The 17,828-nt window shown below is 51.1% G+C and carries 20 protein-coding genes and 1 pseudogene; 19 read left to right on the top strand and 2 right to left on the bottom strand.

Features of this window, described 5'->3' with window-relative positions:
• Positions 1-51 precede the first annotated feature (51 nt).
• The 18 genes and pseudogenes from WG891_RS02310 to WG891_RS02220 all read left to right on the top strand — a co-directional run bounded on the left by WG891_RS02310 (position 52) and on the right by WG891_RS02220 (position 15,200).
• Positions 52-207, top strand: coding sequence for a hypothetical protein (locus WG891_RS02310; protein ID WP_337261486.1), 156 nt, complete (start codon positions 52-54; stop codon positions 205-207).
• Between the two features lie 435 nt (positions 208-642).
• Positions 643-1,815: an IS21 family transposase gene (gene istA / locus WG891_RS02305; RefSeq protein ID WP_337261487.1), complete on the top strand. Its 1,173-nt coding sequence runs from the start codon at positions 643-645 to the stop codon at positions 1,813-1,815.
• Entirely contained in the window at positions 1,815-2,612 is a 798-nt protein-coding gene (gene istB / locus WG891_RS02300) for an IS21-like element helper ATPase IstB (RefSeq protein ID WP_337261488.1), read from the top strand. Before istA ends, istB begins: the two co-directional genes overlap by 1 nt.
• An 86-nt stretch (positions 2,613-2,698) precedes the next feature.
• Positions 2,699-3,433 (top strand): annotated as a pseudogene (locus tag WG891_RS02290) (RHS repeat domain-containing protein); the annotation flags it as partial.
• Positions 3,433-4,053, top strand: coding sequence for a hypothetical protein (locus WG891_RS02285; protein ID WP_337261489.1), 621 nt, complete (start codon positions 3,433-3,435; stop codon positions 4,051-4,053). The pseudogene WG891_RS02290 and the gene WG891_RS02285, both read left to right, overlap by 1 nt.
• 266 nt (positions 4,054-4,319) lie before the next feature.
• A complete protein-coding gene (locus tag WG891_RS02280; RefSeq protein WP_337265194.1) occupies positions 4,320-5,339 on the top strand; it encodes an RHS repeat-associated core domain-containing protein in 1,020 nt (339 codons plus the stop codon).
• On the top strand, positions 5,308-5,760 hold the full coding sequence (locus WG891_RS02275; RefSeq protein ID WP_337261490.1) for a hypothetical protein: 453 nt from the start codon (positions 5,308-5,310) through the stop codon (positions 5,758-5,760). The genes WG891_RS02280 and WG891_RS02275 overlap by 32 nt, the downstream gene beginning before the upstream one ends.
• A gap of 396 nt (positions 5,761-6,156) precedes the next feature.
• The gene (locus WG891_RS02270) at positions 6,157-6,540 is read left to right on the top strand and encodes an ankyrin repeat domain-containing protein (protein ID WP_337261491.1); all 384 of its coding nucleotides are present in this window, start codon (positions 6,157-6,159) and stop codon (positions 6,538-6,540) included.
• A 943-nt stretch (positions 6,541-7,483) separates the two neighbouring features.
• Positions 7,484-8,248 carry an ATP-binding protein gene (locus WG891_RS02265; RefSeq protein WP_337261492.1) on the top strand — a complete coding sequence of 255 codons (765 nt, stop codon included), beginning with the start codon at positions 7,484-7,486 and terminating at the stop codon, positions 8,246-8,248.
• A 237-nt stretch (positions 8,249-8,485) separates the two neighbouring features.
• Positions 8,486-8,686, top strand: coding sequence for a helix-turn-helix transcriptional regulator (locus WG891_RS02260; protein ID WP_337261493.1), 201 nt, complete (start codon positions 8,486-8,488; stop codon positions 8,684-8,686).
• Between the two features lie 30 nt (positions 8,687-8,716).
• Positions 8,717-9,571: a ParA family protein gene (locus WG891_RS02255; RefSeq protein WP_337261494.1), complete on the top strand. Its 855-nt coding sequence runs from the start codon at positions 8,717-8,719 to the stop codon at positions 9,569-9,571.
• Positions 9,561-9,740, top strand: coding sequence for a hypothetical protein (locus tag WG891_RS02250; RefSeq protein WP_337261495.1), 180 nt, complete (start codon positions 9,561-9,563; stop codon positions 9,738-9,740). The genes WG891_RS02255 and WG891_RS02250 overlap by 11 nt, the downstream gene beginning before the upstream one ends.
• The gene (locus WG891_RS02245) at positions 9,737-11,431 is read left to right on the top strand and encodes a ParB family protein (protein WP_337261496.1); all 1,695 of its coding nucleotides are present in this window, start codon (positions 9,737-9,739) and stop codon (positions 11,429-11,431) included. The genes WG891_RS02250 and WG891_RS02245 overlap by 4 nt, the downstream gene beginning before the upstream one ends.
• A 9-nt stretch (positions 11,432-11,440) precedes the next feature.
• Positions 11,441-12,001, top strand: a complete 561-nt coding sequence (locus WG891_RS02240; RefSeq protein WP_337261497.1) for a DUF2857 domain-containing protein — start codon at positions 11,441-11,443, stop codon at positions 11,999-12,001.
• 3 nt (positions 12,002-12,004) lie between these two features.
• Positions 12,005-13,174, top strand: coding sequence for an STY4528 family pathogenicity island replication protein (locus WG891_RS02235; RefSeq protein ID WP_443006018.1), 1,170 nt, complete (start codon positions 12,005-12,007; stop codon positions 13,172-13,174).
• Positions 13,175-13,505: 331 nt separating this feature from the next.
• A complete protein-coding gene (locus WG891_RS02230; RefSeq protein ID WP_337261498.1) occupies positions 13,506-14,282 on the top strand; it encodes a PFL_4669 family integrating conjugative element protein in 777 nt (258 codons plus the stop codon).
• Positions 14,279-14,797 (top strand): DUF3158 family protein, encoded by a 519-nt coding sequence (locus tag WG891_RS02225; RefSeq protein WP_337261499.1) that lies wholly within the window; start codon positions 14,279-14,281, stop codon positions 14,795-14,797. The genes WG891_RS02230 and WG891_RS02225 overlap by 4 nt, the downstream gene beginning before the upstream one ends.
• Before the next feature lies 1 nt (position 14,798).
• Positions 14,799-15,200 (top strand): single-stranded DNA-binding protein, encoded by a 402-nt coding sequence (locus WG891_RS02220; protein WP_337261500.1) that lies wholly within the window; start codon positions 14,799-14,801, stop codon positions 15,198-15,200.
• Positions 15,201-15,363: 163 nt separating this feature from the next.
• Here the strand turns inward: WG891_RS02220 and WG891_RS02215 are convergent, their stop codons facing one another.
• Together WG891_RS02215 and WG891_RS02210 are read right to left on the bottom strand one after the other, a co-directional pair.
• Entirely contained in the window at positions 15,364-15,555 is a 192-nt protein-coding gene (locus WG891_RS02215; protein WP_337261501.1) for a DeoR family transcriptional regulator, read from the bottom strand.
• Entirely contained in the window at positions 15,552-16,487 is a 936-nt protein-coding gene (locus WG891_RS02210) for a Fic family protein (protein ID WP_337261502.1), read from the bottom strand. Before WG891_RS02210 ends, WG891_RS02215 begins: the two co-directional genes overlap by 4 nt.
• Positions 16,488-16,697: 210 nt before the next feature.
• Between WG891_RS02210 and WG891_RS02205 the strand changes: the two genes are divergently transcribed.
• Positions 16,698-17,726, top strand: a complete 1,029-nt coding sequence (locus WG891_RS02205) for an IS110 family transposase (RefSeq protein ID WP_337261503.1) — start codon at positions 16,698-16,700, stop codon at positions 17,724-17,726.
• Positions 17,727-17,828 lie beyond the last annotated feature (102 nt).

Raw genomic sequence — 17,828 nt, 5'->3', positions numbered from 1 at the left:
TACGAAAAATTTAAAAACCTAGATGATGACAGATTAATTTATCAAGGAATTATGGATTTTGATTACATAGCCAGAAAAAAAATATACAACATTAAAGAAAATGCCGAAATTATGGGGACAATAAAAGAGAAATTTAACAAAATAAAAGATAAAGGATGGAAAGAATTCGCAGAGAAAGCAATTAAAAGAATAAACGAAGAGAATTAGCACTTGAGATGATAATGTTATGCAATAAAAATTTTCGGTCAGAAACACCGGCAAACAGCTGATTGCACGCTATGGCTATGACCCCTTAAACCGCCGGATCTGGAAAGAACAGTACCGGGACAGCACGGGTAACTCGCTGACACAGGCAAAACGCACCTACTACCTGTATACCGATGACAGTCTGATTGCCGAGGCGACCCAGACCCTCACCCTGAGCGCAGACGAAACCATCACGGCAGACCAAAACCCGGAAATCACCACCCAGTACGGGCCGAACCCGCAGAAGCCATTTACTACTGGCACCCTCTTCATCAAGACAAAGAGTCAGAACAATTGTTAGCGCCAATGATATAAGACAGTAATTCACCATTTGGATTGTCCGCTCCACCCAACATGTTGTTTCCTTGAGGTTCTCACACCAGAAAGGACATCAGCATGCTGAGCAGAGAGGACTTTTACATGATAAAGCAAATGCGCAAGCAAGGTGCATACATTGTCGATATTGCGACTCAGGTGGGGTGTTCTGAGCGCACTGTCAGGCGGTACCTTAAATACCCTGAACCACCGGCCAGAAAAACGCGCCACAAAATGGTCAAACTGAAGCCGTTCATGGATTATATCGACTCGCGACTGGCAGAGAATGTCTGGAATGGCGAGGTCATCCTCGCAGAAATCAAAGCAATGGGTTATACCGGTGGACGCTCTATGCTGCGTTATTACATCCAACCCAAACGCAAAATGCGGCCGTCAAAGAAAACCGTTCGCTTCGAAACCCAGCCCGGTTACCAGCTTCAGCATGACTGGGGCGAAGTTGAGGTAGAGGTCGCCGGGCAGCGATGCAGAGTTAACTTCGCGGTTAACACGCTGGGGTTCTCCCGCCGCTTCCATGTCTTCGCCGCGCCAAAGCAGGATGCAGAACATACCTATGAGTCACTGGTCCGTGCCTTCCGTTACTTCGGCGGCAGTGTGAAAACCGTGCTGGTTGATAACCAGAAAGCCGCGGTGCTGAAGAATAACAACGGAAAAGTGGTGTTCAACTCCGGGTTCCTGCTGCTGGCCGACCACTATGACTTCCTGCCACGGGCCTGCCGCCCGCGCAGAGCAAGAACCAAAGGCAAAGTGGAGCGGATGGTGAAATATCTCAAAGAGAACTTCTTCGTCCGGTATCGCCGGTTCGACAGCTTCGCCCATGTTAACCAGCAACTGGAGCGGTGGATGGCCGATGTTGCCGACAAACGGAGCCTTCGCCAGTTCAGGCAGACACCAGAACAACGCTTCGCGCTGGAAAAAGCGCACCTTCAGCCGTTGCCGGAGACCGACTTCGATACCAGCTACTTCGATATCCGCCATGTGTCATGGGACAGCTATATCGAGGTGGGCGGCAATCGTTACAGCGTACCTGAAAGCCTCTGTGGGCAGCCGATCTCGATACGGATCTCGCTGGATGATGAGCTACGGATCTACAGTCATGATCAGCAGGTGGCCACACACCGACTCTGTTCAGCCTCATCTGGCTGGCAGACCGTACCGGAACATCATGCGCCACTCTGGCAGCAGGTGAGCATGGTGGAACATCGCCCACTGAGTACCTATGAGGAGTTGCTGTGATGCATGAGCTTGAAGCGCTGTTGGGGCGTCTGAAAATGGAGCACCTGAGTTACCACGTTGAAAGCCTGCTGGAGCAGGCGGCTAAAAAAGAGCTCAACTACCGTGAGTTCCTGTGCATGGCGCTGCAGCAGGAATGGAACGGTAGACATCAGCGCGGAATGGAATCCCGGCTGAAGCAGGCACGCTTCCCGTGGGTCAAAACGCTGGAGCAGTTCGACTTCAACTTCCAGCCAGGTATCGATCACAAGGTTGTCCGGGAACTGGCGGGGTTGGCGTTCGTGGAGCGCTGCGAAAACGTGATCCTGCTGGGGCCACCGGGCGTGGGTAAAACCCATCTGGCTGTTGCTCTCGGAGTGAAAGCGGCAGATGCAGGTCACCGTGTGCTGTTCATGCCACTGGACAGACTGGTCGCTACGCTGATGAAAGCAAAGCAGGAGAACCGGCTTGAGCGTCAGTTGCAACAACTGAGTTATGCCCGGGTGTTGATCCTGGACGAGATAGGCTATCTGCCAATGAACAGAGAGGAAGCGAGTCTGTTCTTCCGGTTGCTGAACCGCCGATATGAAAAAGCGAGCATCATCCTGACATCCAACAAAGGCTTCGCAGACTGGGGAGAGATGTTCGGCGATAACGTCCTGGCAACGGCGATCCTGGATAGACTGTTGCACCACTCAACGACACTGAATATCAAAGGAGAAAGCTATCGGTTGAAAGAAAAGCGCAAAGCAGGTGTTCTAGCTAAAAACGCAACGCCAATCAATGAAGATGAAATGGCGGAAAGCGGGCAACAAAAGTGATCAAATAGCGGGCATTAAAAATGGCGAAAAACGGTCATAAATCTTGGCGTTGACACAATGAAACGGTCTTCGGCTACTACCATCATGACCATCTGGAGACGCCGATCCAGATTACGGACAAGAGCGGAAATATCCTGTGGGCTGCGAGTTACCATGCGTTTGGCAAGGCAACAATTACGACCAGCCGCATCACGTCAAACCTGAGATTCCCCGGGCAGTACGAAGACCAGAAAACCGGGATGCATTACAACTGGAATCGGTTTTATGATCCTAATACTGGACGGTATATAACGCAGGATCCGATTAAACTAACCGGCGGAAACAATTTCTATTTATACACCAGGAGTAACCCTGTTAATGAAATTGACTCTGAAGGTTTGAGATTTAGAGTACCACCTTCAGGCCAAACAAAGCCATTTCCTGTGATTCCCATCCCAACTCCTGGACCTACCTCTCCTAGCAATCCATTCATTGATGCGTTACCAAGATCCGGATCATCGTCAAATGACTCAAAAGAGTGCGAAAAATGTGATGACCCAAAATATCGTGACTATATAAAGTGCTACAAACTTTATGGCTATCCATTCCCTAGCAAATTTTCTGCATTTAACAGCTACAAGTCAATGTTTGGCTATCATATACGTCTATCCAATGAAGATAAAGCAAGGGATGGTCCATGCTCTATTCACTCAGGATATATAGTTGGAAAGCACTGGAATGTTCTTGATGGTAGCTCTAGAGTTGGTTCAATAGCGATGTGCGAATGTTGCGAAGACACTAATGATGGTGCAAAAGTAAAAAGTAAATTCAGAGGGTTCTGATGACTAACACGATAGAAGAATTAGATTTTTTAATAGCACATTGTTTAGCACTCTATAGAACGCCTATCAGACACTTTGGCCGTTCTGATGCGGGGGCCTTTCTAAACACCCCGATTCCATTCAATGTTGAAAATGAAGTGATATGTGAAAATATATATAAAATGGCCAACAATGGATTAATCATAGCAAGTTCTATTAAAAAAGGTTACTTTTCTCCTTCTTTTGAGGAAATATTGCATTTAATGGAAAACAGCCATAAGATTGAATCCATTAGCAATGAGATATTTTTAAGTTTGACTGCTTTGGGAGGAGATTTTTGGGAGGAACGTGCCACCCCCTGCTGGAGTATGTTTATTAAAGATTGTTTTAACTATAATAGAATGCAATATTCCAGCGTTGAAGTTATTAATGAGGAATTAGCAAATAAAATAATCTATCTACTACCAAAAAAAACAAGAGATTCAACAAGGAATAAAATCAAAAAAATCTCCCCATGGCGAGCAACTTACTGGAAAATCCTGCCATCCGGATTAAAAATTTATTTCAAAAAAATAAATAGCCATGAATTGGAAAAACTTATTCAAGAGACTAGAGAAAGCTGGGTGAAGTTTCTCAAATAAAATTTCACCATCTGGATTTTTCACATATATAGACTTATGCCTTTGTTTTTCATCCAACAATATCTCTTCAAAAATATATAATTTTATTTGGCTCCCGTTAGCGAAAGATAGCTCTTTTATCTCATAGCTTCTTCCTTCATTCTGTCAGAATCAACCTCTAAGACAAACGTCATACCATCGTCTCCCCTCGGCATTGCCTGCAGGAAAATTCTTGAGAGCACACCAAAGCAAAAAACACGAGTTCAGATGACCCGCTTAACCGCCGGATCTGGGAAGAACAGTACCGGAACAGCACGGGTAACTCGCTGACACAGGCAATACGCACCTACTACCTGTATGCCGATGACAGTCTGATTGCGGAGGCGACCCAGACCCTCACCCTGAACGCAGACGAAACCATCACGGCAGACCAAAACCCGGAAATCACCACCCAGTACGGGCCGAACCCGCAGAAACCGTTTACCACGGGGACGCTGTTCCTCAAGACAAAGAATCAGCACAACGAAACCGTCTTCGGCTACTACCACCATGACCATCTGGACGCCCCGATCCAGATCACGGACAAGAGCGGCAACATTCTGTGGGCAGCGCGTTACCATGCGTTTGGCAAGGCAACAATTACGACCAGCAGTATTGCGTCAAATCTGAGGTTTCCGGGGCAGTACCACGATGATGAAACGGGGATGCATTACAACTGGCACAGATACTACGATCCCGACACAGGAAGGTATATTACAGAAGACCCCATCGGATTACTTGGAGGGTTGAATCGATACACTTATGTGAATGGGAACCCATTATTTTGGAGTGATCCGTGGGGTTTGGTAAAAACACTTTGTGAAGCACTTAAAGAGGTCGCTGGAAGATCTGATAAAAATCCATTTTTAAACGATCCTAATATTTTTAAATTTGTATTCAAGCTGGGTTCAGAAGATCAACCTGGAGATGGAGACGCTTCTTATAGGAATCACTATATCCATACTCCAACTGGTATAAGCTATGACATTCAATATATACAAATGGGATGGGCTTTTCAGAAATCGATGTTGGGCTCACCAGAATTAGCCATGTATGGGTGGGTATACTTAGAATTACTTGTTGCTCATAAAACTGGCAACTTCGATTATTTCGTACCAGAATCTTTTAACCCAAACTATTCTGGATTAAAACTTGGTGAAGAGGCTGCTGAAAAATACGACACATTTAAAGAATTCGTATCTGCCTTTTGCGATGAACCTGTGAAAAAAAGTGAAAATGATGCAAAAAATCAGTGCACATACCAATAAAACATATAAAGCGATTGTAAGTTTTTTTACTATAATTTATACCGCTCTTTTTTTTGCAATACTACCAATAATTATTATTTATTTAATTATTGGTGATGAAGGAAAAAAATCTTACACCAATGATGGATCAAATTTATTTAGCACTGAATTTTTCTTTTCTTTAGCGGCAATTTACTTTCTTACCAAGCTATTAGGAATCTTTCGAATAAGAAATTCAAATATACAATCAGGTTTATTTTTTTTAGCTTTAGCCTCATCAATCCCATATGCAAAATCACTAATAGAATATGATGTTAGCTTTTTAAAATGCATATATTGCCACATCTTTATAAATATTGATTTAGCATTTTTCTCAGCTACTCTATTTATAAAAAATCATATGAAAAAAAACATTAGCAATTCTATTGATTTAAAAAAATAAATTTATTTACCAATTTCGCTTAAACAAAGAATACAAGGGAAACATAACGTCTATACTCTTCATATTTCAAGTTTCTTGGGTGTTGACTGCCTTCACTCACCCCAGTCACTTACTTGAGTAAGCTCCTGGGGATTCATTCAGTTGCCGCCTACAAGCAACTTGAATTATTTTAGGTATATAAGGTATTTCGGTGACAAGGTCCTGTGCGTGACCCTTGTCCATGTCAAGATTTGAAAAACAGAATCGAGTTCCATAAAAAACTTATAGCAGCACGTACTAAATATGACCTTCGATGGCCTCATTCAAAATATCCAGGAGGACGTCATGCTGCTGTAAACGCATTAGATGCTATAACAGTAAAAAAACTAGAGGAACGTTTGAAGAAGGAGTGTCCTAATGCCTGTTGATTTATTAAAAAAGCGTCTTGCGACTGCTCTAGAATACTATAGAAACGTTTATATGTTTCAGGGTTATGACATAACATCCCCAATCAGTTGTGGCATGGATGAGGATACTCCAATCCACATGGCCGCTTACGATGGTAGAGTAGACTTCATAAACGACATGCTTCCATTTATCGAGAATATTAATATTCCAGGTGATATCGGGAATACGCCACTTCATTATGCAGTTATGCAGAATAACGTTGCTGCAGCTAAACTGCTTTTAGAACACGGCGCTGATATCATGAGGAAAAATGATTATGACGACACCCCTCTAGAGTGGATGGAAATCAATCCAGCATTCAAAGAATTAATTGAGAAACTTTCAAATAAATAAATTTATTTCAGATTGATGACAAAGTCCTGGCCGTAAGCCCAGGACTTTAATCTAATAAGGTCAGTGCAAAAAATGGACTAACTGCCATGCTCCCCCTCCCTTCTTCCCAACAATATCAGTTTGAAACCATCACCCTCGGTGAACGGCTACCTGGAAACCCTGCCATCAGGATTAAAAACTCATTTCAAAAAAATAAATAAAAATGGATTGGAAAATCTTATTCAAGAAACTAGAGGAAACTGGGCGGATTTTCTCAAATAGAATTTCATTATCTGGATTTTTCACATATACAGACTTATGCCTTTGTTTTTCATCCAACAAGATCTCTTCAAAAATATATATTTTTATTTACCTCCCGTTAGCGACAAATAGCTGTTTTATCTCATAGCTTCTTCCTTCATTCTGTCAGAACCAACCTCTAAGACACACGTCATCGTCTACCCTCGGCATTGCCTGCAGGAAAATTCTTGAGAGCACACGAAAGCAAAAAACACGAGATCAAGTTAGATCTCAGTGGTTCACACCCAAACTCAATTCCAGTTCTGCGGAAAGGTAGTTGCGTATCACCCTCGTCTCTCCCCTCCCAGATACAAAAACAATTCTAATAATTAACTGCGGGACTCGCAGAATCCAGACACCTCACGCCCCCGAAAGAGAGATGTTCAGGTTGCACGTTAACTGTTCATCTAAAACTGTTATCTCGCTCAAATAAAGCACTTACAGAAGATGCAATTTAAATACACATTTGTAGTATGAAAAACGGAACATGGATGATACCTATTTGGGGGTAACAGAAATACTCAAGACATGTTAAATACATAAGCCTTTTTGCTGACTGCTTCCCGCAGAAAAGCACGGCACACGAAATATCTGAATGTTTGGATATCCCGGAAACACAGGAAATTCCTGCAACCTCTGATGAAAAGCATAGGGTATAAAAATCATGGTCAAACGTAACACCCCAACAAGAGAGAAAATACAATACAGCCCGATCGAGGCTGCTATCCGCTGGAGTGGGCTGTATGCGCAGGAAGCGGAGATCCTTGAGCATGTTGCGCACGGCATGACAATTCACACCGCCGATCTCTCCGCATGGCCGTCACTGCAGTTGAATCTTGACCGCATTATTGATGCATTGGTGAATCACGAACTGCCCTACTGCCGTCAGGGGGTCATGTGTGCCGACGCCTTTTCCCCCGACGACCTTGTTGGTGGTGTTGATATCACCATCCGCCATGTTGCCCTTAAAACCTGGATGAAACATTATTACCCGGATCAGAAGCCCGAGTTTCTGTTCGACCCGGTTGAACAGATGGTGCATCCAGCCATCAGCGTTGATTTCGTCCAAACGCTGATAGCCGAGCGTGACATATTTAAAGCCCAGTATCACCGCAGTCTGCGCTCATACGAAGAGCTGCAGGCACAGTACGTTACCCTGGATAAAAAACACGCCAAACTCGCCTCCGTTCATCCTCCTTCGCGCAGCGTCAATCCACGCAGTGAATCGACCTACCAACACATTATCGGCGGATTGCTGGGATTACTGCTCGGGGAATCCCCCGGTGGACAGCGCTATTCTTCATTCAATACGCTGGATTCGGTGATCAGCGCACTCATCACCCACCATGCTGGTGTCGCGGGGATCACTGAGCGCACCTTGTGGAGCAAATTCTCCGAGGCACGCCGCAGTCTGACACCGGAACTGTAACGCCTCCACTCGATCACGGCGGGATAGCTTTTCTGATGATAGCGACGCAACCGTGCTGGTATCAGAAAACCATCCATTCGTCATGTCTGTTTTCGTTTTGCATACCGACTGCAATGGTAGGTATTCATTCTGCAATTGCAGACAAACGCTCTGCAATTGCAGTGTTTTTTCCTCAATAAGCTCTTTTAATAGGCGCTACATCCCAGGGTATTCCACCCTCACTTAAGGAGTAGCACCATGGAAATGCCACAGAAAGAACAGCGTATTCTGCGCCGTGCCGAAGTCGAAAAAAGAACCGGTTTCAAGCGTTCCTACATCTACCTGCTGATGCGTGCCGGAAAATTTCCGCAGGCACGCCGCCTAGGTATCCGCGCCGTCGGCTGGGATTCGGTCGAAATCGACCAGTGGATTGCTGACCGCCTAAAGCAACAGGCCTGACGACATCGGTTTCATCAAGGGAGGAACACGATGTACGTCTTATCTGTCATATCGACCAAGGGCGGCGTGGGTAAAACCACGGTAGCCGCCAATCTCGGCGGGTTTATTGCCGCCGCAGGCCTGCGGGTGCTGCTGCTGGACATGGATATTCAACCCACGCTGTCGAGCTACTACCCGCTGACCCGCGCCCCTACTGGTATTTACGAGTTGCTGGCCTTTAACGAGCAGGACACTGGAAAACTGGTTTCACATACCGACCAGCCACGACTGGATATCGTCATTTCCAATGACGAGAAGGGGCAGTTGAATACCCTGCTGCTGCATGCCCCTGACGGGCGTTTGCGCCTGCGTCACCTGCTGCCAGTCTTTCAGCCGCATTATGACCTGTTGATCATTGATACCCAGGGGGCGCGTACCGCGCTGCTGGAAACCGCCGTACTGGCCTCAGATCTGGCGCTCTCACCGGTCACGCCGGAAATTCTGGCCGCCCGGGAGTTTTCACGCGGCACCGTCCAGTTACTCAAGGATATTGCTCCCTATCAGCGCCTGGGTATCCCCCTGCCACCCTTGCGCCTGCTGATCAACCGGATGCCCCCTGTCTCAGCCAATGCGCGGTTGATCCAGCAGGCACTGCACGAGGCTTTTCGGGCACAACAGGGGACAGATGTGCTCAGCACCACCATCCCCGCTATTGAAGCCTATCCGCGTGCGGCCATGCTGCACCGTCCCGTGCATCAGGTCGAGCGGAGACGTCCCTCTGGCCGTCTGGCCCCTGCCGCACGGGAAACGATGCATGCGCTGGCAGACGAGCTTTTCCCGCACTGGCAGGAACGATTTGCCATCGTCACCGGTCGCTCGCACAGGAGAGAGCATCATGCCCATTGAATCACTGCTACTGCGCAAGACACGCTGGCACCGGCTTGTCCGTTTTGCTCGCCGTGAAGGCTGGCGGCTGCTGTCCATCCACGGGCATCTGCAACTCCATAAACCGGGTTTATCGCCCATTTCACTGGGGCTGCCTGCGCCCTGTGCCGTCCGGCAGGAGGACGCATGACCGATCCGCATCACGTCATCAAAGAGAAGCTGCTGGCTGAGAATTTCGGGCGCATGGGGCCGGAGGCTCACACCCTGAGTGATCCGATTGCCGACACCCCGATGGTGGTGACACTCGACCAGCTCCGTCCGTATGACCTTAATCCCCGCGTCACCCGTAACCCGCGTTACGACGAGATCAAGGCGTCTATTCGTGAGCGGGGACTGGATACGCCACCGGCCATCACCCGGCGACCCGGGGAGAGTCACTACATTATCCGTAATGGCGGTAATACCCGCCTCGCCATCCTGCGCGAGCTCTGGAGTGAAACACGCAATGAGCAGTTCTTTCGCATATTCTGTCTGTTCAGGCCCTGGCCTGCACGCGGAGAAATTATTGCCCTCACGGGTCATCTCGCCGAGAGTGAGCTTCACAGCGGACTGACATTTATTGAAAGAGCATTGGGCGTACAAAAAGCCCAGGAGCTCTATGAGCAGGAGGCCGGAGGTGCCCTGTCACAGACCGAACTTGCACGGCGGCTGACGGCAGACGGTTATCCTATCCAGCAGTCTTACATCAGCCGGATGCGCGATGCAGTCACCTATCTGCTTCCCGCGATCCCGACCCTGTTATACGGGGGGCTGGGGCGACGTCAGGTCGAACGGCTGGCCACCCTGCGTAAATCAGCGCTCTATATTCAACAACAGCATGCCACAGAGCACAAGTCGGATGTCGATTTCGGCATTCTGTTCCATGAGATCCTGACGCTCTTCGATAGCGACCCTGCGGCATTTTCTATTGACCGGTTTCAGGATGAATTGACGGGACGAATGGCCGAAACGCTGGGTGTGGATTACGACACGCTCGCGCTGGAGATGGATGCCCCTGAGGGGAGACAGCAGATCCTGGGTAGCATCCCCTCGGCACGGGTGCCCTCCGTCCCTCCGGAAGACCTGTTTACACCGGATAATCTACCGCCCGTCACATACACTGCGAGCAATGCACCGGCCACCTGGCCGGAGCCATCGACGGCCCCGGCCTCCCCCTCGGTGAAGTCTCCGGCCAGCGCTCCCCCCGTCGCAGCAGCAACGGCAGCGCCCCCTGCCGAAAGCGAAACCTTTCGACAGGAAGCCGCGTCGTCACGACAGGAAACAACACCGGCTCCCACGACTGAACGACTGCAATCCATCCAGGCGCTAATCAGCAGTCACGTTACAGAAGGCCCACCACCGTTTGCCACCACACCGCTACACCCCCTGCCCGAGCAACCGGGCAGTCTGTACCCGGTACAGGATATCTGGTTTATCGAGCCCTCACTGGATAACCCGGCAGCACTGCGCAGTCATATCGCCCAGTTTGCGCGGGAGATTGCCGCCGAAGCCGAGCAGGCACACCTGATCGAGGCCTGTGACCGGGGGATCGGTTTTCAGTGTCTGATGGATGAGCCTGTGACAGAGTGTTCTGCCTTTGGCGATGTGGTGATTGCACTGCTTTATCGGCTGAGTGTGCATTATCTGACTGCCTCGCCCATCAATCGTGCCTGTTTTACCCTGCTCGACAATGAGCTGGCAACGCTGTTGCAGGGCACCCCACGGACGCCATCAGCCATCCCGCGTCTCAGTGACGCCGGGCTCATCAGGCTATTTCGTCTCATCCGTCTGTCACGTCGCCTTATCGAACGGGATGACACGCTTCCAGACCAACCGGATTAGAGAGGACGTATGTCAACACCACATCCGTTGAATCAGGCCGTCATTGCCCAGGCGCTCCATGACCTGCGCCATGGACGACTGCGCCGCTGTAAAGCCATGGGGTTCGGTGACCAGGCAATCGAAGCGCTGAAATACCCCGAACTGGTGAGTATTCTTGCCAACGCCAACGTCTCCTGGTGCTCGGTCAGTATCAATCAGGATGTCCTGCACCGTCTTCTATCGCGGGTCGGGGATATCAAACAGGAAATCACCACCATTGACCGGATGCTCGATCTGGGGGCCAGCACCGAAATGGTCAGTCAGTTTTTTGGGCTGACCAATCAGGAAGTGGCACTACGCCGCGAGGTGTTGGGGATCACCAAGCGCAAGGGACGTTACCCTGCGCTCAGTGACGAGGACGACAAGGCGATGTGGGCGCGCTGGCGAGCAGAATGTGCCACCCGCCACATCACACCCGGTGAAAATCTGGAAACCCTGACACTCACCCTTGATCTGGCCGAAGAGCTCGACATTCCTGCCGCCATGATCTGGCATGCAATGCGGAACTGGCTCGCCACCGAGAAAGGATAATCCATGCAAGCCCTGTCAGCGATCTTTGATCAGGCAGCGCAACAACTGACTGACTCCGTCATCAACGACGGCTATCTTTACAGCGGCAACCGGCATGAGAGCGTCCCGCGTGCGCTCTTTCTGGATTGCCGCCTGCCCCCTCTCGAACGCAACACCTGGCAGATTTTCCGGCTGCTGCTCAACCGGGATGGCATCACCGCATTTCCCACCTATGAGCAGTTACGCCCCTATCTTGCCAACACCCCCGGCACAAAAGCCTCTCATGAGACGGTCGCCCGGGCCCTCATGCTGCTGCGTCTGACCCGCTGGATCAGCCTGGTCAGGCGACGCCGTGATCCGAAAACCGGGCGGATGCAGGGTAACCTCTATGTCCTGCACGATGAGCCGCTAACTCCCTTTGAGGCGATGCAACTGGATCCGCTGTATCTTGAGCTGGTCAGCCATGCACTCAGTCATAGCAGCAAAGTGATCCAGGCAGGCGGACAGCAGGTGCTGCTCGATATCAGTGACGACCCCAGGCTGAAAGGGTGTGTGCTGCCGACCCGCCTGCAGATTTTGACACAACGCCTGAAAGACGATTTCGCTGAAACTTATCCACAGGAACCGCCCTTTCACGAATCCGAAGACGGTGAAAACGGATCCGAAGAAGGGCAAAACAGCCTTCTTCGGAAGGGTGAAGCCCTCACTTCGGAAACCGAAGCAGGTGAGAAACCCACTGAATCCGGCACTCTTCGGATGCCGAAGTCGGATAGTACAAGTACAGTACTTAATAATAAAAATATAAAAGAAGTACGTACTGTACCGCGCACGTGCATGCGAAATGACCTGTCCCTGCCGGAACGCTTTACGACACTGAAACCGGAACAGCAGTCCGGTGCGCTCACTGCACTGGCACAGCTCGATGTTTTGCAGCAGCAGGCCGTGCTGGATGAGTGGGATAGTCGCTGCAACAGCACGTCAATACGCAATCCTGCCGGTTATCTCTTCGGCGTCATCCAGAAAGCGCTGCGGGGTGAATTTAAAGCGTGGGCAGGGCTGAGCGAACCCTCTGAAACGACAACACCGCCCACCAGGCCACCGTCTCCCCCACCCGTTCCGGTTCAGGAACGTACCCCACCGGAAGAGGCACTCAAACACATTGCCAACATCAAAAAAATACTGGGGATGCGATAACCGACTGCAGGCCCCCCTGCGCATTCAGAACCCAGTGGAAGACAGTGGTACTATCCCCGGGGGATAATTGGGTGAAATGCTGTCAGAAAACCAGGGAACAGGTTATCCCGCTTCCATTTTTGAAGCCTGACCGGCGTCTTGTGCCAGCCCATGGTTCTGACATCGGGTCATCAGGAACCCGGTGGATGACAGCGGTACTATCCCCCGGGGGATAATTTTATGACCCTCTTCCGGCAAAGAAACCGGGGTATGCCGGATACCTATTAATCACTGACAACCTGCATCAGAGCGCCAATGCTGGAGACCCGTTATCAACTGACGAGTCTTTATCATGAGCAACGATCTGCAACTCAACCTCGGTGCGCTGCGCAGCGCCATGTCACTGACCCTGCACACGCATCATGCCTCCCGCATCTGGCATGGTCGTGCCGCCGCCGAAGGACGTCCCGGCATCATTGGCCTCAATGGCTTTTTAACCCTGATGAACCGCATGAAACGCGGTGCCGAACAGGATGACCCTTATTCAGACTGGTGGATGCTGCGCATCGAGGAAAAGCTGGCGGATACCAAAGTTTGTCTGCTGGCATTACGCGAACAGGTAGACCAGATCCTGACCGATGTGCCTCCGGCCCTGAGCCTTGGCGAAAACCTCAACGTCCAGCCCATCAAACTGCCTCTGTTCGTCAATGCCCAGCTTGGCTTTATGGCTGTCTATCTGCTGGCCGACTATGACGATCTGGCAAGGCGTCTGATCCTGGCGCATCACACCGCGCTGATTGACCGCAGCACGCTGGAACGCTGGCTCTATGAGGGCGCACATGCCCTGCGCAGTCTGTTCTCTTTGGCGCAGCAGTACCGTTTTTCCGGGACAACCCGGGAGGATTTTGCCGCCAATAACGCCGCCGCCCGTGCAGCGGTGGATAAATTTGGCATGCTGCCGCAGGAGGTGCTGGAGGGCACCCTCCGCTCCCGTTTCTCCCCTGCGCCAGTCAGGCGAAGCGAGGGGCGCGATGCGGCAACCGACACCGCTGCAGCATCCTCCGAGACGGTGGATACAACAGCGCCAGGCGAAGCGGCTGATACATTCGATGAGGATATTCCTCAGTGAGCGGCCCCTTCCACCACATCCGCTTCATTCCGCTGGAACAGACTGACTTCCAGCGGCTGGAACAGGCAGCCTACCTAAAAGGCCTTTTAAAACCTTTTAAAGGTAAGGGGGGATTGGAACACTGGGCCAACGAATGCAGCACGCTGCGAGACGACCTGATCCAGTTATCCACGCACAGGATACTGGCGCAGGCCCGGCGCTACCCGTTCAATCTGCTCAGTATTCAACTGGCCCAACAGAGCACTGGCGCAGGGACAACCTTTCTGCGCTGGCGCAATCTGGACCGCTCCCGCATGGGGGTTGAACTGTGGGAAACGCTGATACGTGAGGCCTCTCCCCGCATGCCCCCCAGCGTGCTGAATGATCTGTACACCATGGAGTTGCAGCGCATCGTCATCAACATGCAGATCAGTCTGACCCACACTCTGGCCCGTCAGGCCGCTGACTGCGCCAGCAAGATGGCTCAGGCCGAAACCATTTACCAACAGTGCGTCAATCGACGCCAGGAGTCCTGATATGAGTACGTATTTTGTCGGTGAAGGCAATATTGGCTCTGCGCCAGAGGTGCGCGAGTTTGCCAAAGGCAACGAAGAACCCCGCCTGTTACTGAAATTAAACGTGTATTTTGATAATCCGGTTCCCACCAAAGAGGGCTTTGATGATCGCGGGGGATTCTGGGCTCCCGTACAGCTCTGGCACCGTGATGCCCAGCACTGGAGCACCCTCTACCAGCGCGGAATGCGTGTCATGGTTGAGGGGCGCACGGTGCGGGAAGAATGGGAAGACAAGGAGGGTCATCCCCAGGTGACATTTGCCATTGAAGCACGCCGGATTGGCATTCTGCCGTACCGCCTTGAGCGGATTACGCTCAATCCTAAATCTCCAGCACCTGAATCAGCGCCCCCTGCAGAAAGCTGAGTCCCCTGCCTGCTCGCGGCGGTTGCCGTCAGACCGCCGCCACCCTCTTTGATAAACGCTCAATAACACTTACTCGGGAAATTATCCCCCGGGGATAACACCGCTGTGTTCCATCAGGCTCCAGATGTCTGCCAATCCAGAGGGCGTCACCTGACGTATTTTTCTATTGCGGCACTTCGTTCAACACATAGCAGGTACTGCGCCCACCCGCATCGGCTTTGCGCAACACGCCATGATTGAGCAGTTCATTGATATCGCGCAGCGCAGTGTCCTGGGAGCATTTGGCAATCGCTGCCCATTTGCTGGTCGTGAGTTTGCCATCAAAGCCGTCCAGTAACCGGTTCAGCAGTTTCACCTGCCTTGCGTTAAGCGGTGTTGTTCCCCAATGCTGCCAGAACCGGGCCTTGGCAAGTACGGTATTGAGCGAAATCGCGCCTGATCGATGGCACGATGCAGTGCCCCCAAAAACCAGAGCAGCCACTCGGTCACGTCCATCGATCCTTTCTGTGTGCGCTCCAGAATCGCGTAGTAGGCTTTACGCTCACGCTGGATCTGTGCCGACAGGCTGTAGAAGCGCTGAGGGCTGCCATCGGCACGGGCCAACAGCAAATCACCGATGGCACGCGCAATACGTCCATTGCCATCATCGAACGGATGTAGGGTCACAAACCACAAATGACCAAGACCGGCTTTAAGCAGGAGGGGCTCATCTGTCTGCCGGTTAACCCACTCTAAAAACCGGGAGGTTTCCGCCTCCAGATGCTCTGCAGGAGGGGCTTCGTAATGCACCCGCTGACGCCCTATCGGACCCGAGACAACCTGCATCGGGCCACTGGCATCGTCACGCCAGTTTCCCACCCTGATTTTTGACAGTCCGGAATACCCTGTTGGAAATAACGCTGCGTGCCAGCCAAACAGCCGTTCCTGCGTAACAGGCGCGGTCGCATTGGTGGTCGCATCCAGGATCATATCGACGACACCTTCAGCATGGCGATCTACCGGAGCCAGGGCACCAATATCGACCCCCAGGCGTCGAGCGATACTCGAACGCACCGATTCGACATTCAGTGCCTCCCCTTCGATTTCGCTGGTTTTGACGACATCTTCCGTCAGCGCGGCCAGACTGGCCTGATCACGTAACGCCATTCCCACATCCGCCAATCGCCCCAGTAACATGCCCTGGGCACGACTGACCTCCGCCATCGGATTTGCCAATGCCGTCAAGTCAAAATGCCATGTCGGCCATTCACTGGCCTGCCATATATAAACATAATCACCGCTATTCATGCGGAGATTATGGACGTAATTCGCCGCACAGGCAAATTAATCACCGCATAATTTGCGGCGATAATCACCTGAATTCTCCGCACACGAGATAACAACATGGCAGTGCATCGCCAAATTATCCCCAATGGAATGGACGCCTCCACCCACAGTGGCACCGCTATGCCAAAGTGGAGGTATTGATCAACCACTCGCAGCAGGAGAGCGTCCACCATGAAGATCACAACTGTTGGTATCGATCTGGCAAAGAACGTATTTCAGCTCCATGGCATCAATGAACACGGCAAGGCCGTGCTGAAGAAACAGTACAGACGTGCCCAGATGCTACCCTTCTTCATCAACTTACCCCCGTGCCTGATCGGGATGGAGGCATGCGCCAGCGCACATCACTGGGCGCGCAAACTGCAGGCGATGGGTCACACGGTACGCCTGATGGCACCACAGTTCGTCAAACCTTATGTCAAGAGCAATAAAAACGATGCGGCAGATGCTGAAGCCATCTGCGAAGCTGTGACACGGCCAAACATGCGGTTTGTGCCTATCAAGACGATCGAACAGCAATCTGTCCTGGCAGTGCACCGTGCCCGTCAGGGCTTTGTGAAAGCGCGTACGGCACAGGCCAATCAGATCCGGGGACTGCTCGGCGAGTTTGGACTCATTATCCCGCAGGGCATCACCAGCATCGCCAAACGTGTCCCCGCACTGCTCGAAGAGGCCGCCGGTGAGCTGACCGGCCCCTTCCGGCAACTCATACAGCGACTGCTGGCGCATCTGAAAGAACTCGACAAACAGGTGGATGAGCTGGAAAAACAAATCAGACTCTGGCATCGAACCAGTGAGACCAGCAGCAAACTTGAGCAGATCCCCGGAATCGGCCCGATTACAGCCAGTGCGCTGGTCGCGACAATTGGGGATGCAAAAAGCTTCGACAATGGACGGCAGGTTGCCGCCTGGCTGGGACTGGTTCCCCGGCAGCATTCCAGTGGCGGTAAAAACGTCCTGCTGGGAATCAGCAAACGGGGTGATTCATACCTGAGGACAATGCTGATCCATGGCGCACGGGCGGTGATCTTCAGAGCGAAACAGGCGGCAGACAAGAACAGCTGGCTCTACAAACTGCTGCAGCGACGCAACCCTAACGTGGCAGCAATCGCACTGGCCAACAAGAATGCACGGATCGTCTGGGCACTGCTGACCCATGACAGAACCTTCCAGTCTGACTATATGCCTGCGCGTATATAACCAGGCAAATCAGAGTAAATTAAACTCACAAAATATAACCGGAGAATTGTTCCTATCCTACCGATTGCTCAGGCAGTCATGAAATGATGGCAAAACAGGTCA

The sequence above is a fragment of the Serratia sp. MMO-28 genome (genome assembly GCF_037199905.1).
GTDB classification, from domain to species: Bacteria; Pseudomonadota; Gammaproteobacteria; order Enterobacterales; family Enterobacteriaceae; genus Chania; species Chania oryzae.
Note: the sequence above shows the minus strand (reverse complement) of the source record. Positions and strands in the feature narration are given on the sequence as shown.

Bases quoted from the DNA above. Each gene is read 5' to 3' on its own strand.
- WG891_RS02205 (WP_337261503.1), top strand. From the start codon at position 16,698: ATGAAGATCACAACTGTTGGTATCGATCTGGCAAAGAACGTATTTCAG.
- WG891_RS02265 (WP_337261492.1), top strand. From the start codon at position 7,484: ATGGTCAAACGTAACACCCCAACAAGAGAGAAAATACAATACAGCCCG.
- WG891_RS02275 (WP_337261490.1), top strand. From the start codon at position 5,308: ATGATGCAAAAAATCAGTGCACATACCAATAAAACATATAAAGCGATT.
- istB (WP_337261488.1), top strand. From the start codon at position 1,815: ATGCATGAGCTTGAAGCGCTGTTGGGGCGTCTGAAAATGGAGCACCTG.
- WG891_RS02210 (WP_337261502.1), bottom strand. From the start codon at position 16,487: ATGAATAGCGGTGATTATGTTTATATATGGCAGGCCAGTGAATGGCCG.
- WG891_RS02255 (WP_337261494.1), top strand. From the start codon at position 8,717: ATGTACGTCTTATCTGTCATATCGACCAAGGGCGGCGTGGGTAAAACC.
- WG891_RS02220 (WP_337261500.1), top strand. From the start codon at position 14,799: ATGAGTACGTATTTTGTCGGTGAAGGCAATATTGGCTCTGCGCCAGAG.
- istA (WP_337261487.1), top strand. From the start codon at position 643: ATGCTGAGCAGAGAGGACTTTTACATGATAAAGCAAATGCGCAAGCAA.
- WG891_RS02240 (WP_337261497.1), top strand. From the start codon at position 11,441: ATGTCAACACCACATCCGTTGAATCAGGCCGTCATTGCCCAGGCGCTC.
- WG891_RS02230 (WP_337261498.1), top strand. From the start codon at position 13,506: ATGAGCAACGATCTGCAACTCAACCTCGGTGCGCTGCGCAGCGCCATG.
- WG891_RS02250 (WP_337261495.1), top strand. From the start codon at position 9,561: ATGCCCATTGAATCACTGCTACTGCGCAAGACACGCTGGCACCGGCTT.
- WG891_RS02310 (WP_337261486.1), top strand. From the start codon at position 52: ATGGATTTTGATTACATAGCCAGAAAAAAAATATACAACATTAAAGAA.
- WG891_RS02285 (WP_337261489.1), top strand. From the start codon at position 3,433: ATGACTAACACGATAGAAGAATTAGATTTTTTAATAGCACATTGTTTA.
- WG891_RS02270 (WP_337261491.1), top strand. From the start codon at position 6,157: ATGCCTGTTGATTTATTAAAAAAGCGTCTTGCGACTGCTCTAGAATAC.
- WG891_RS02235 (WP_443006018.1), top strand. From the start codon at position 12,005: ATGCAAGCCCTGTCAGCGATCTTTGATCAGGCAGCGCAACAACTGACT.
- WG891_RS02245 (WP_337261496.1), top strand. From the start codon at position 9,737: ATGACCGATCCGCATCACGTCATCAAAGAGAAGCTGCTGGCTGAGAAT.
- WG891_RS02260 (WP_337261493.1), top strand. From the start codon at position 8,486: ATGGAAATGCCACAGAAAGAACAGCGTATTCTGCGCCGTGCCGAAGTC.